The organism is Flavobacterium sp. LPB0248, from assembly GCF_013388355.1.
Lineage (GTDB): Bacteria > Bacteroidota > Bacteroidia > Flavobacteriales > Flavobacteriaceae > Flavobacterium.
The window spans coordinates 2,948,017-2,961,997 of record NZ_CP058246.1; the positions used below are offsets into that span (position 1 = coordinate 2,948,017).

12 protein-coding genes are annotated in these 13,981 nt (G+C 32.8%); 7 read left to right on the forward strand and 5 right to left on the reverse strand.

The genetic code is table 11. From position 1 onward, the window contains the following. Window positions 1–30: 30 nt before the first annotated feature. The 3 genes from LPB248_RS12240 to LPB248_RS12250 all read right to left on the reverse strand — a co-directional run bounded on the left by LPB248_RS12240 (window position 31) and on the right by LPB248_RS12250 (window position 2,493). A complete protein-coding gene (locus tag LPB248_RS12240) occupies window positions 31–897 on the reverse strand; it encodes a cupin-like domain-containing protein (protein ID WP_177211692.1) in 867 nt (288 codons plus the stop codon). 112 nt (window positions 898–1,009) lie between these two features. Continuing rightward, window positions 1,010–1,447 carry a hypothetical protein gene (locus LPB248_RS12245; RefSeq protein WP_008465451.1) on the reverse strand — a complete coding sequence of 146 codons (438 nt, stop codon included), beginning with the start codon at window positions 1,445–1,447 and terminating at the stop codon, window positions 1,010–1,012. A 98-nt stretch (window positions 1,448–1,545) separates the two neighbouring features. Beyond that, window positions 1,546–2,493 carry a bifunctional riboflavin kinase/FAD synthetase gene (locus tag LPB248_RS12250; protein ID WP_177211693.1) on the reverse strand — a complete coding sequence of 316 codons (948 nt, stop codon included), beginning with the start codon at window positions 2,491–2,493 and terminating at the stop codon, window positions 1,546–1,548. Between the two features lie 192 nt (window positions 2,494–2,685). Between LPB248_RS12250 and LPB248_RS12255 the strand changes: the two genes are divergently transcribed. Next, entirely contained in the window at window positions 2,686–5,355 is a 2,670-nt protein-coding gene (locus LPB248_RS12255; protein WP_177211694.1) for a reprolysin-like metallopeptidase, read from the forward strand. A gap of 19 nt (window positions 5,356–5,374) precedes the next feature. Here the strand turns inward: LPB248_RS12255 and LPB248_RS12260 are convergent, their stop codons facing one another. Then, a complete protein-coding gene (locus LPB248_RS12260; RefSeq protein ID WP_255462937.1) occupies window positions 5,375–6,055 on the reverse strand; it encodes a ComF family protein in 681 nt (226 codons plus the stop codon). Window positions 6,056–6,153: 98 nt separating this feature from the next. On the opposite strand from LPB248_RS12260, the gene LPB248_RS12265 reads away from it, so the two are divergent. The 5 genes from LPB248_RS12265 to LPB248_RS12285 all read left to right on the forward strand — a co-directional run bounded on the left by LPB248_RS12265 (window position 6,154) and on the right by LPB248_RS12285 (window position 12,051). After that, a complete protein-coding gene (locus LPB248_RS12265; protein ID WP_177211695.1) occupies window positions 6,154–7,695 on the forward strand; it encodes a glycine--tRNA ligase in 1,542 nt (513 codons plus the stop codon). 270 nt (window positions 7,696–7,965) lie between these two features. Then, window positions 7,966–8,784: a LytR/AlgR family response regulator transcription factor gene (locus LPB248_RS12270; RefSeq protein WP_177211696.1), complete on the forward strand. Its 819-nt coding sequence runs from the start codon at window positions 7,966–7,968 to the stop codon at window positions 8,782–8,784. A 175-nt stretch (window positions 8,785–8,959) separates the two neighbouring features. Continuing rightward, window positions 8,960–9,211 (forward strand): hypothetical protein, encoded by a 252-nt coding sequence (locus LPB248_RS12275; protein ID WP_177211697.1) that lies wholly within the window; start codon window positions 8,960–8,962, stop codon window positions 9,209–9,211. A 352-nt stretch (window positions 9,212–9,563) separates the two neighbouring features. Then, window positions 9,564–11,363, forward strand: a complete 1,800-nt coding sequence (locus tag LPB248_RS12280) for an ATP-binding protein (protein WP_255462938.1) — start codon at window positions 9,564–9,566, stop codon at window positions 11,361–11,363. Next, window positions 11,353–12,051, forward strand: a complete 699-nt coding sequence (locus LPB248_RS12285) for a response regulator (protein WP_177211698.1) — start codon at window positions 11,353–11,355, stop codon at window positions 12,049–12,051. Before LPB248_RS12280 ends, LPB248_RS12285 begins: the two co-directional genes overlap by 11 nt. 118 nt (window positions 12,052–12,169) lie before the next feature. Here the strand turns inward: LPB248_RS12285 and thiL are convergent, their stop codons facing one another. Further along, entirely contained in the window at window positions 12,170–13,216 is a 1,047-nt protein-coding gene (gene thiL, locus LPB248_RS12290; RefSeq protein ID WP_177211699.1) for a thiamine-phosphate kinase, read from the reverse strand. 241 nt (window positions 13,217–13,457) lie between these two features. Here thiL and LPB248_RS12295 point away from each other — a divergent pair, with 241 nt between their 5' ends. Next, window positions 13,458–13,937, forward strand: a complete 480-nt coding sequence (locus LPB248_RS12295) for a DinB family protein (RefSeq protein ID WP_177211700.1) — start codon at window positions 13,458–13,460, stop codon at window positions 13,935–13,937. Window positions 13,938–13,981 lie beyond the last annotated feature (44 nt).

The following is a 13,981-nucleotide window of genomic DNA, read 5'->3' on the forward strand; positions in this document are numbered from 1 at the left end:
ATAAAGCTCAACCGCTTTTTTTATTTAAGACTAAAGAGTACGCTGCAAATTTTGATTCGTATCTTTTATTGCCTTTTCGTTTTTATAGTCAATCCACTTTTGCCCCTGAATTTTTCGCATCATAATATCAAAATGACGCATAATAAAAACATTATATGCAGCTTTAGATAAATTGACAATGTTTTTTGGAAAAGAGCGTAGACTCATTGAAAATCCTGGTGTTAGATATTTCATATAATGCCAGTATCCCTCAGGCATATAGAGCATTTCGCCATGTTTTAAATTAGTGATATAACCTTCTACATTTTTGAGTGCTGGAAATTTTTCATAATCTGGATTATCAAAATCAATATCTTCTCTCGAAATTAAGGCATGAGGAACTTTATACATAAATTTAGACTGATCTGGAGGAAAAATCATGCACTGCTTTTCGCCATGAAAATGGAAATGAAGAATGTTCGAGTAGTCAATATCATAGTGCATAAAAACTTTCGAATTTTCTCCTCCAAAAAACAGCATTGGCATTTGCTTCACTAATTTCAAACCAATATCGGGCCATAAAAAGTCGTTTTTTAATGAAGGAACCTCTTTCATTAGATTATAAAGAAAAATACGGTAATTGGTAGGTTTCTCTTCTAATAAGTCGATATATTCACTCATTTTCATGGTGGTATGCGCCTCGTTAAATCCGTCTTCGTGGTTTACAGGTCTATCGTCGTATAAAGGGACGATTGAATTTCCTGCGATTTCTTTTATATAAGATAATTTCCATTTGTTATAAGCTGGCCAGTCTTCGGTCAATTGTTCAATAACAACAGGAATTTGTTTTTTTACATAATGGGAAACAAAATCTTCTTTGGAGATTTTTTTAACCCTTTCTATTTGTTTTAACTTCATTTTATTAAATAAAAAAATTGCTTATAGTCTGAGCTATAAGCAATTTAAAAAATTTTGTTGAAATTATTGAGCTCTTTAGACTAATTTTTTTAATCTAATCGATTACGAAAAATCAATCTGCAGCATATTTATTATTCCAATACAGCATCATCATTAAAGTAACGATTACAGAAGAAGCGATTCCTTCAAATAATAGACAGATACAATAAGTTGGCACCGATGGATTTCCTCCAAACATAAATGTTTCAGATAAAGTTCTTACGTAAGCATCCCCGCCTCGAGCGTAGCTATAAACCAATAGACCAAATATGCTTAGTGCAACACCAACAACAGAAGTTGCCATTGCAGAAACAGCATTAGAAACAAAATTGGTTTCTCCTTCATGAAGGTTCATCTGCATTGTCCTATTAACACCGTAGAATATAAAGAAAACGTTGAGTGTTCTCAAATAAAACAAATCTGCTAAACCTAGTACATTCATTAATAAAAAATAAATGCCAATTCCGAGGAAAATCAAAAACCCGTTGGTAATTTCTTTAGGTAATTTCATAGTGGTTATTTTTTAGAAGTTAATAGTAAATATTTGAAAAACAGTGTTCTATCAAATTTACTAAAAAAATAACTACGATGATTTAAAAACAATAAAAACTATGTAGTCTGGTTTTTTAATGTAGAGTTTATAAAAGCCAAAGAATCGGTTTGATCTTGATTAAGCTGTGCTTTTAAAGCATCTAGCGAACCAAATTTTTGTTCTTCGCGAATATAATGCAGTAAAGAAACTTCAATTTTTTGATCGTAAATATCTTTGTCAAAATTAAACAAGTGCACTTCTATAGTTTGTTTTTCCCCATTAACAGTCGGATTGAAGCCAATATTCATCATGCCAAAAACAGTTTCACCGTTTACAATGGCTTTCACAACATAAACACCAATTTTTGGAATCAGTTTGTAATCTTCTTCAATCTGAATATTTGCTGTAGGGAAGCCAATAGTTCTTCCAAGTTGTTTTCCTTTTACGATCGTTCCATTCAGGAAATAGCTATAGCCTAAATATTCGTTGGCCAAAGCCATGTTACCTTCATTTAGAGCTTTTCTGATTTTGGTCGAACTAACCGAAACATCTTGAATTTCTTCGGCCGAAATTTGCTCCACTTCAAATCCATATTCTAGTCCAAAAGCAATGAGATCGTCAATATTTGCAGTTCTATTTCGGCCAAAACGATGATCATGGCCAATAATAATTTTTTGAATCTGGAATTTTTCCACTAAAATCGTTCGAACGAATTCTTCGGCAGTTAGTCTTGAAAAACTTTCGTTAAAAGGGTGGACAACTAGATTTTCAATGCCAGTTGCTTCCAAAAGCTTTATTTTTTCATCAATAGTATTTAGCAATCTTATTTCCGATTTTTCCTGAAGAACCATTCTTGGATGCGGAAAAAAGGTTAGAACAAGACTTTCATATTTTCCGTTTTCAGTTTGCTGCGTAATTCGTTCAAGAATTTTTTTATGACCAATATGCACACCATCGAAGGTACCAAGAGTTAAAATTGTTTTCTTGGTTGACTGAAAATCGTTTATAGAATGAAAGAGCTTCAAAACAAATTATTTAAGATGCTGCAAATTTATACTATTCTCTTTTAAATTTAATGCTATGCTAAATCGAATTTTAATGCATAACCTATCTTTTTGTAAAAATAAGACGACTCGTCGATTAAAAAGCAATAATTGTCGTATAGATAATATGATTTCAAATTAATTGAAGTAATTTTGATACTATATTTTAAGAGTATGAAAAAACAACTACTTTGTATATTTTTAATTTTTTGTTGTGCAAATATCAATGCACAAGATATTCTATGGCAGAAGGTAACTTCTTCATCGCTTTTGCGAAAAGCTGATGGTGTAAGTTCTGCTAAATTATATTATAAATTAAATGCAAATCTTCTAAGCTCTAAACTAGCTTCGGCATCAAATAAAACCGTAAATAATACAACATCAGAAATTACGATTCCAAATACTAATGGAATTTTGGAACGTTTTTCGGTTTGGGAATCCTCTAATTTTGATCCAGAATTACAGGCAAAATATCCCGAAATCAGGTCTTATGAAGGTCGAGGAATAGACGATAGAAACGCTAAAATACATTTCAGTGTAGCTCCAATCGGAATCCAAACCATGGTTTTTCGTGGAGCAAAACCAACCGAATATATAGAACAAAATCCAGACAATAAATCTGAATATGTTTTGTATAAGGCGGCAGACAATGCAACTTCAAAAATGTTTTTGGAATGTAAAACAACTAATATGGTTTCCGAAAATAAATCTTCTACTACTGCTAAAACAGCTTCAAACGCTAAACAATTTAAAACACTTCGATTGGCACTATCCTGCACAGGAGAGTATACAGCTTTTTTTGGAGGAACAAAAGCGGGAGCTTTAGCAGGAATGAATGCTACTTTAACCCGAGTAAATGGTATTTTTAATAGAGATCTCGCAGTACAATTAATTTTAATTGCAAATAATGATGCTGTCATTTATACAGATGCTTCTACTGATCCTTATTCTATTGCATCTGTCGGCGCAGCAGATGGAGGGCCTTGGGCCAAAGAAGTGCAGACAACATTAACCAATGTTATAGGCGAGGCCAATTATGACATTGGTCATTTATTTGGAGCTTCTGGTGGTGGAGGAAACGCAGGTTGTATTGGTTGCGCATGTGTTAGTCCTACTTCTAGTCAGCCTATCGGAAAAGGCAGCGCTTTTACATCCCCAGCAGATGCGAGACCGCAAGGGGATAATTTTGATATTGACTTTGTGGCGCATGAAATGGGACATCAGCTTGGAGGTACACATACTTTTTCTTTTCAAAATGAAGGTTATGGAACCTGTTATGAACCAGGAAGTGGTTCGACTATTATGGGATATGCAGGAGTAACCAAAGGATATAATATTCAAGATCATTCTGACGACTATTTTTCTTATGCTAGTATTAGTCAAATACAGAATAATCTAGCAGGAAAAACGTGTCCAGTATCTACTCCTATTGTTGATAATAATCCGCCATTTATAAACGCGGGTTCAAATTATACAATTCCAATCAGCACACCATTTATTTTGACAGGAACAGGTTCTGATCCTGAAGGAAATTCGATTACCTATACATGGGAACAATTTGATAGTGCTACATCTGCTTTTGCAGGCAATAGTTTTGCATCTGCAACAAAAACAGACGGGCCAATGTTTAGGTCTTTTCCGCCAACAGCTTCGCCAGTTCGTTACATGCCAGCTTTAAGCTCAGTATTAAATAATCAGCTGACCACAAGTTGGGAATCTGTTTCTTCTATTGCCAAAACAATGAATTTTACTCTTACGGGAAGAGACAATGCAGCACAAGGAAAGGCGCAAACCAATACAGCAGCGATGGTCGTAACGGTAAGTGCAGCTGCTGGTCCATTTGCAGTGACTTCACAAGCAGATGATAATCTTGGTTGGGCAAAAGGATCGGCGCAAACTATTACTTGGAGTGTAAATAACACCAATACACTTGTGGGATCATCAAGTGTAAATATTAAATTATCTGTAGATGGTGGATTAACATATCCAATTGTTTTGGCTTCTAATACTCCAAATGATGGCTCAGAAACGATATTGGTTCCAGAAATTGATGCCGCTACAAATTGCAGACTTTTAATAGAGCCAGTTGGTAATATTTATTATGCTTTAAATAGTAAACCATTTGCTGTAGGATATACTGTTTCGACAGATTGTTCTTCTTATAATTTTGGTGGAGGATATTCAACGGGCGATAGTGTTAGTGTAAACAAAACAGTTTCTGTGCCCGCTTCATCTGGATTAGTTTCAGATGTTAATGTTTCGGTTAATGTAACACATGCGAGATTTTCAGATTTGACAATGCAAATTATAAGCCCAAGTGGTACAGTTGTGACTTTATTTAATAAAAACTGTGGAAGTACAAATTCGACTTTTGCTTTACAGTTTGATGATAGCGGAACTGCTTTAAACTGTAATACAACTACTAGCCAGATTGTAATTCCTTCGACTGTTTTAAGTGCTTTTAATGGAGAAAATCAACAGGGGAATTGGACTTTTAGAGTTCTTGATGATACTGTAGGGGCTTTGGGAACAATAAATTCTGCTTCAGTAAATATTTGTTCTAAAACCTATACATTAGGAAATGAAGATTTTAAGAATGCTGATTTTATTGCATATCCAAATCCAAACAAAGGAACTTTTACAGTACAATTTGATCGAGATTCGGTAAGCGAGATTAAAGTTTACGTTAACGATATTACTGGAAAATATGTTTACGATAGAACTTTTCAAGGTTCAGGATATTTTATTCAAGATATTCAATTGCCAGATGTTCCTTCAGGCCTTTATTTTGTAACGGTTACAGATGGCAACAGAAAAGAAATAAAAAAAATATTGGTGAATTAATTCTAGAAACTTTAAAACCTTAATGCGCCATCGCCATACAAATCATACTGATTTTAGCGCCTGGAATTTTTAACAAAGCCCGAGAACAGGCTTCAATTGTTGCGCCTGTCGTGAAAACATCGTCTACAATTAAAAAATGTTTATGATGATCGGATTCATCGAATTCAACATCAAAAATGTTTTCGATATTTTCAGATCTGCCCAAAAGATTTTTTTTAGATTGAGTCTTAGAATATATTTTACGAAACAAGAGTTTTTCATTAAAAGGAATTTGAAAGCCGTCAGCAATTGCTCTTCCAAAAGTAGTAACTTGATTGTAGCCACGTTCCTTAAATTTTCTTTTATGTAGCGGAACTGGTATTACAGCATCAAAAGGAATTTCGAATTGAAGTTCTTTTAAATCTTCGGCATACCAATTTCCTAAAACAGTTCCTATTTCCTGATGGCCTTTGTATTTTAAATTATGAATGAGTTCCTGGACCATTCCCTTTTTATTAAAGTATAAAAATGCAGAGGCAAATTGAATATCAATCTTGCCATAAAACTTTTTTACAGCTTCATTTTTTGAATCTAAATGATATTGGGTTAGAGGCATTTCATGTCGGCAACTGGTGCAGAAAACTGTTTCATTCTGAAGCAAAAGTGATTGGCATCCGCTACAGACTTTAGGGAAAAATAGATTTATTAGGTAATTAATCACAAAAAGAGAGATTTTATTTACAAAAGTAACAAAATCAAAGCTTCAATCTTTATAATTTTTCTTTTTTATACAGCTAGTTTTTATATTTTTGCATCACTATGGCAAAACAAGAAGATATATTTAAGAATGTGGTTTCGCACGCAAAAGAGTACGGATTTATTTTTCCGTCAAGCGAAGTTTACGATGGTTTAAGTGCTGTATACGATTACGCACAAAACGGTGTCGAATTAAAAAAGAATATCCGTGAATATTGGTGGAAATCAATGGTTCAGATGAATGAAAATATTGTCGGCCTTGATGCTGCAATATTAATGCATCCAACAACTTGGAAAGCTTCTGGTCACGTTGACGCTTTCAATGATCCATTAATTGATAATAAAGATTCTAAAAAGAGATATAGAGCTGACGTTTTGGTTGAAGATCATGCTGAAAAAATTCACCAAAAAGCACAAAAAGAAATTGACAAAGCAAAAGCTCGTTTTGGTGATGCATTCAACGAACAAGAATTTGTGACTACAAATGCTCGTGTAATTGAATATTTAGCTAAAGAAAAAGAAATCAGAGAGCGTTTAGGTCGTTCTTTGGGAGCAGGTGATTTGGCTGATGTAAAAGCATTAATTGAAGAGCTTGAAATTTCTGATCCTGAAACGGGTTCTAAAAACTGGACAGAGGTTAAGCAATTTAACTTGATGTTTGGAACAAAATTAGGTGCATCTGCAGAGAATGCAATGGATTTATATTTGCGTCCAGAAACGGCTCAAGGTATTTTTGTGAACTTTTTAAATGTTCAGAAATCAGGTCGTATGAAAGTTCCTTTTGGAATTGCTCAGACAGGTAAAGCTTTCAGAAACGAGATTGTTGCTAGACAATTTATTTTCCGTATGCGTGAGTTCGAACAAATGGAAATGCAATTTTTTGTACGTCCAGGAGAAGAAATGAAATCATACGAATACTGGAAAGAAACTCGTCTAAAATGGCATTTATCTTTAGGATTAGGAAAAGAAAATTACCGTTTTCATGATCATGAGAAATTAGCGCACTACGCAAACGCAGCAGCTGATATTGAATTTAATTTCCCATTCGGATTTAAAGAATTGGAAGGAATTCACTCTCGTACAGATTTCGACTTAAAAGCGCACGAAGAATATTCTGGAAGAAAATTGCAATATTTTGATCCTGAATTAAACGAAAACTATGTTCCTTATGTAGTAGAAACTTCTGTAGGTTTAGATCGTATGTTCTTGGCAGTTTTTGCTACTTCGTTAAAAGAAGAAACATTAGAAGACGGTTCTACAAGAACAGTTTTAAAATTGCCAGCAGTTTTAGCGCCAACAAAAGCAGCGGTATTGCCATTGGTTAAAAAAGATGGTTTGCCAGAAGTTTCAAGAAAAATCATCGAAGATTTAAAATGGGATTTCAACGTTGCTTATGATGAAAAAGATGCTGTAGGACGCCGTTACAGAAGACAAGATGCTTTAGGAACGCCTTTCTGTATTACAGTAGATCACCAAACGCTTGAAGACGAAACAGTAACAATTCGTCATAGAGATACAATGAAACAAGATCGTGTAAAAATTACTGAATTAAGAGGAATTATCGAAAACGAAGTTTCGATGAAAAACTGGTTAATGAGAATGTAATCTTTACAGTTTATTATAGAAGTCCCAAATTCCATAAAGGAGTTTGGGATTTTTGATTTTAAAAAACAGGTATTTTATCGGTTTTTTTTGCATTTCATCCTTATGTATCAACATTTTGTCTTAATGTGTTAACAATGAAGTGTTTAAAAAGTTTAAATATGTAATTTTAAATTTCTATTAGCGCAAAGACCAATTTTTTTTCTCCACATTGCAATTAAAAGCATTTTTTTGATTATGATTGCGCCGTGAGAAAACCAACAAAACCTGAAATTGAAAAAGTATTCGTATATTATAATTGATGATGACGCTGAGAGTATTTTGAAAACCCAAACAACCGCTTCAGGTTTTTCAGAATTATCTTTTATGGCTTCGGCTTCAAATTTTCAAGAAGGTTTAGACTTGGTTTTAGAAAACAAGCCAGCTTTGATTTTTCTCGAAATCGAGCCCAAAAATCTGTCAAGTCATTTGTCTTTGTCTTTTATAAGCGAATTATACCGTTTCTTTCAGGAAATCCCCAAAATTATAATTACTACAAATACAAGAGAGAAATCTTTTGATGCAATTCAATATGGTGTCTTTGATTACCTTTTAAAGCCTGTTGCACATCTTGAGCTTCTAAAATCGGTTTTAAGGCTTAAAAAAGCTAATTTAGATAGCAAAACACCGCAATTTATAGAAGAGCCGACTTCTATCGTAATTGATAACGTAAATAACGTAACCATTCCTCAAAATATCGAAAAACCATTAACCATTTGTATAAAATCATATGGAGATTATCGGTATTTAAATGCTGAAGATATCTGTTACTTTCAAGCCGATAATAACTCTACCGATATTTATTTGAATAATGGTGAAATGATTACGGCCTTTAAAACGTTAAAGCATTTTGAAAGTGTTTTGACGTATCCTTTTATCCGTATTCATAACAGTTATGTAATAAATAGAAACTACATTTCTAGGATTCATAGCGGAAACTCAATCTGTTACATAAAAAACTCCACAAAAAAGATTCCTTTTTCTAAAACCTACAGAGCAAATGTAGAGCAGATAATTGCCGATTTTGCATCGGGAAATTATCTAGAAGTCTAAAAACTAGATATTTACACAGATTTGCTATCCATTGACTATCAATTGGGTATGATTTACCATAAACCCAATTTTTCGTATAAATTTTTTTTCAACCTCGTGTTAGTTTTACACTCTGATTCGCATGCAAAAAGCGGATCTTCTCCAAAAATTAAAACAAAAATTAAAACCTCAGGTCATGAAAAAAACAGCTTTAACAATCGGATTATTTTCTTTAGTAGTAGTAGCAACTTCTTTTGCAAACCCAACAACTTCTACTCTTTCAAGTGAGAAATCAAGCATTGTTCCGCCAGTTGATGGTAAAGGAGCTACAGGCGGTACTAGAAAACACGATGAATTAATGAGCAATCAAGAGTCATTAGCAAAAAATAATCAAGCAAGTTTTAATGGAATTAATCAATCTTTAGGTGCAAATAAAAAACTAGATTAAGTTTTGAAATAAAGCAAACATAAAAATATTTAAGCTGTCAAATTTTTGACAGCTTTTTTTTTTATTATTTTTGGGAAAATTCGCAATTATATTGAAAAAAAAAATCCAAATAATATTGTTTTTATTTCTGGTGTTATTTTTTATTGGCTGTACCAAGAAAAATAATTTAGCCAAGAATGCAAATTCTTCAGAGGATAGTCTTCCTGTTTATTTGTCATTAGCTAATGATATAAATTTAAGCTACGAATCTAAACAGAAGTACACCCGAAAAGCTTTTTCTATAATAGAAAAAAATAAAAACGATTCTCTTACTAGAGCAAATTTGTTCAAGATAGCCAATCGATATTTTAATATGAATGATTTAGAATCATTTAAAGTAATATCTGAGCTTGTTTTGAATAGAGCCATAATTTCTAAGGATTCAGCATATATGGCGAAAGCATATACTTATCTAGGGGACTACTATAGCAATAGAATGATCTCAGATAGTGCTTTTAGAAGCTATTTTAAGGCTCAAAAGATTTATTTGCAGATTAATGATCAGTATAATTTAGCAAAAACACTAATAAGCAAAGCGAGTCTTCAGTATAATGAGTCTGATTTTTTTGAGAGTGAAATATCAGTTTTTAAGGCTTTAGAAATCTTAAAGACGAAAAAAGATGTTAATGAACAACTTTATGAGTGTTATAATCTTCTCGGTATACTATATAATGAAAGAGAGGAGTATAGTAAAGCATTAGAATATCAGAATAAAGCATTAAGTACTTTAGAAGATAAGGCCATACCGCTAGATTTTCAATGGAAAGCAGCTTCGTTAAATAATATTGGGTTTGTTTATCTACGGATGAAAAATTACAAGGAGGCAATATCTTATTTTCAGAAGGGACTGCAAGAAAAAAATCTATTTGAGGAAAGAACTGCACTATATGCAATGTTGTTAGATAATTTAGCTTATTCTAAACTAAAATCTAATAGAATGGATAGTCTCTCGAGTCAGTTATATAGATCTTTAAAAATTAGAGATAGTTTAGGATTAAAAATGGAAATGATTTCAAATCAAATTCATTTGTCTGAATATTATGCTTTAAAAAAAGATACTATAAGAGCTATTGAACTTTCTAAACAAGCTTTATTCCTTTCGCGTTCTTCTGATAAATTAAATAATACATTGCAAGCTTTAAAACAACTTGCAGTTGTAGATCCCAAAAATGCGTCTCGGTATTCTAAAGAATATATATTCCTTAATGATAAAATGCTGAAAGCAGAACGGAATATGGGCGAAAAATTTTCTCGCATCGAGTACGAAACCAATGAAATTAAAGATCAAAATTCCAATCTTCAGGAAAAGAATAAAACTTTGGTTTATGTTTTTAGTATTTGTACATTGCTCGGGTTGTTTTTTTATGTTTACAAAACGCAGCAGGCCAGAAATCGTGAACTACTTTTTAAACAGCAACAGCAGATTGCAAACGAAGATATTTACAATTTGATGATTTCGCAACAGAACGAAATTGAGCTTACGAGATTGAAAGAAAAGAAAAAGGTAGCGCAGGAATTGCACGATGGTGTTTTAGGACGTATGTTTGGTATTAGAATAAGCCTCGATAGTCTCGATAAACTAGATGAATCTGAAGCTATTTCTAAGAGAAAAAAATATCTTGCTGAACTAAAAAATGTTGAACAAGATATTCGCGAAATTTCGCATGACTTAAATAGAGAAAAATCAGAATTAATTAATAATTTCGTTTCGATTTTAAACAAACTATTTGAAAATCAGATAAATACATATAGTTCGAAATTGATTACTGTTTTTGATCCTGAGATTAAATGGGATTTGATCAGTAATATGGACAAAATTAATTTGTATAGAATTGTTCAGGAAGGGCTCCAGAATTGTAATAAATATGCTAATGCAGATATTATTAGAGTGGAGTTTAAAAATGTAAATAATGATCTGGTTTTAACAATCGAAGATGACGGAATTGGATTTAATGCCAATAAGACTAAAAACGGAATTGGTCTGCATAATATTGAATATAGAGCAACAGAGTGTAAGGGAACAGTTACCATAAAATCTGCCAAAGGAGAAGGAACAATTCTGACTATAAAAATCCCAATAGAGCCAAATAACAACCTGCATAATGACATTTGATTTACCAGCTTCAGTTCCACATTTAGTTAATAAGAATATTTTAATAGTAGATGATCATCCTTTTATTATTGAAGGATATAAGAATGCTATAACTCGTTATAATCCAAAGCAATATGAGTTTTTAATTTCGCAGGCACACGATTGTAGGTCAGGTTATGATATAATAGAAAATAATAGCACAACTGGTTTTGATATTGCTTTTTTGGATATCAGTATGCCTCCTTATGAAGAAAAAGAGATTTTTTCTGGCGAAGATTTGGCAAAATTGCTTTTAAAGAAAATGCCTTCTTGCAAGATTATACTTTTGACGATGTATACCGAATTGCTGAAAATTAAAACTATTATCAGAACAATTCAGCCCAATGGATTAATCATTAAAAATGACCTTACTTTTGACGAATTGCTTCTGGCTTTTGATAAAGTCATGAAGAATGAGAAATATTACAGCCAATCGGTTGTAAAAATGCTGAATCAATCCGCGCACAATGCAATCGAGATTGATCAATACGATAAACAGATATTAATTCATTTGGATAAAGGAACTCCAATTCATGAAATGCTGGAAAATATTCCAATTTCATTAAATGCTATCGTGAAACGAAAAAAACATTTAATGGAACTGCTAAAAATAAGAAACGGTTCTGATCATGATTTGGTCAAAGAAGCAAAAAGCAAAGGACTGTTTTAAAATTTTAGATTTTTAGAACAAAACTTCGTAATAAAAAATCCTATCAGGTTCTTGAAATCTGATAGGATTTTTAATTTAGTGTACTGTTGCGTACTGCGACCGTGACTGAAAACTCAAACTATTCACTCAAAGCATCCCATCCGCGAGCTTTTAAGGCAATTTTTGTGTTGGCGCGGGTTACAAGATGGATTCCTTCATTTTCTTCTGCCATGTGACCGATAACAGAGAAATTCGGATTTCCTTTTATTTTGTCAAAATCATTAATGTCAATTGTAAATAAAAGCTCGTAATCTTCGCCGCCGTTTATGGCAACTGTTGTACTGTCGATATTAAATTCTTCACAAGTAGAAATAAACTGCGGATCTAATGGCAATTTGTCTTCATACAAATTACAGCCCACTTTTGATTGCTTACAGATATGGATAATCTCAGAAGATAATCCGTCTGAAATGTCAATCATTGAAGTTGGTTTTATATCTAAAGCATGAAGTAAGGTACGAACATCTTTTCGCGCTTCGGGCTTCAATTGGCGTTCTACCAAATAGGTGTAAGGATCTAAATCTGGCTGATTGTTTGGGTTAACCTGAAAAACCTGTTTTTCGCGTTCTAAAACCTGCAGTCCCATATAAGCAGCGCCAAGGTCTCCTGTTACAACTAGCAAATCAGTTTGTTTGGCTCCGTTTCTGTAAACCAATTCATTTTCATCAGCTTCTCCAATTGCTGTTATACTGATAATTAATCCTTTTTGAGATGAGGTTGTGTCTCCGCCAATAACATCAACTTTATATTCTTTTGCTGCGTGCGTAATTCCTGCAAACAATTCTTCTAAAGCTTCAAGCGGGAAACGATTAGAAACTGCAACCGAAACCGTAATTTGAGTTGGTTTTGCATTCATCGCACAAATATCCGAAACATTCACTACAACTGCTTTGTATCCTAAATGTTTTAAAGGCATGTAAGCCAAATCAAAATGAACTCCTTCAATCAGTAAATCGGTAGAAACTACTACTTTTTTGTCTTTAAAATCAAGAACAGCTGCATCGTCACCAATACTTTTTAAAGTCGATTCTTGAGTAACATCAAAGTTTTTGGTTAAATGGTCAATTAAACCGAATTCGCCCAATTGAGCTATACTAGTTCTCTGCTGATTTTTATCTTCAATCATTTCTGTTAAGTTCCAAAGTTATTAAGGTGCAAAGGTACAAAGGATTTTTTTAAAGATGCTAAGATTCTGAGATACTAAGGTTCTAAGTTTTTTATCACATGTTTATTCTGTAGAGATGCACTGCAATGCGTCTAAAACCTGGTGAAGAATATTTTTTAAAATATTTTTTTTGCTGCTGACAAACTGTTGTCACCGGCCCATTTTACTTTTGAAGTATTAAAAATATTTAAACTTTAAAACCATGAAAACATTAGAAGCACAAGTTATTACTTCAGAAGATTTATTGAAACACTGGCAAGGGCATAGAGCACTTACACGTCGTTTAATTGAGATTTTTCCAGAGAAAGATTTCTTTGAATTTTCAATTGGTGGAATGAGACCTTTCTCAAAATTGGTAGATGAACTTTTGGCAATTGCAGTTCCAGGTTTAAAAGGAATTGTAACGAAAGAAACTGCACCATTTGCAGAAGGAACTGAAAAACTAATTTTCAAAGCACAATATCTTGAAAAATGGGATGAAGCTACTGCAGAAATCAATAAATATTGGGAACAATTATCAGTTGAGGATTTTAGCGAAACCTTTAATCTTTTTGGGCAATATGAATTTCCTGTAATTCAGAATATCTTATATTTTATTGATAATGAAGTGCATCACCGTGGACAAGCTTACGTTTATTTAAGAGCATTAAATATCGAACCGCCATTTTTCTGGGAGAGATAATTGATAATTTTTTACTAACTTAATATCAGAAATCTAAAATTAAG

What these genes read in the sequence shown, in the direction of transcription:
- thiL (WP_177211699.1), bottom strand. Translation starts at nt 13,216, where the DNA reads ATGATTGAAGATAAAAATCAGCAGAGAACTAGTATAGCTCAATTGGGC.
- LPB248_RS12275 (WP_177211697.1), top strand. Translation starts at nt 8,960, where the DNA reads ATGAAAAAAACAGCTTTAACAATCGGATTATTTTCTTTAGTAGTAGTA.
- LPB248_RS12280 (WP_255462938.1), top strand. Translation starts at nt 9,564, where the DNA reads ATGAATGATTTAGAATCATTTAAAGTAATATCTGAGCTTGTTTTGAAT.
- LPB248_RS12265 (WP_177211695.1), top strand. Translation starts at nt 6,154, where the DNA reads ATGGCAAAACAAGAAGATATATTTAAGAATGTGGTTTCGCACGCAAAA.
- LPB248_RS12240 (WP_177211692.1), bottom strand. Translation starts at nt 897, where the DNA reads ATGAAGTTAAAACAAATAGAAAGGGTTAAAAAAATCTCCAAAGAAGAT.
- LPB248_RS12285 (WP_177211698.1), top strand. Translation starts at nt 11,353, where the DNA reads ATGACATTTGATTTACCAGCTTCAGTTCCACATTTAGTTAATAAGAAT.
- LPB248_RS12255 (WP_177211694.1), top strand. Translation starts at nt 2,686, where the DNA reads ATGAAAAAACAACTACTTTGTATATTTTTAATTTTTTGTTGTGCAAAT.
- LPB248_RS12295 (WP_177211700.1), top strand. Translation starts at nt 13,458, where the DNA reads ATGAAAACATTAGAAGCACAAGTTATTACTTCAGAAGATTTATTGAAA.
- LPB248_RS12245 (WP_008465451.1), bottom strand. Translation starts at nt 1,447, where the DNA reads ATGAAATTACCTAAAGAAATTACCAACGGGTTTTTGATTTTCCTCGGA.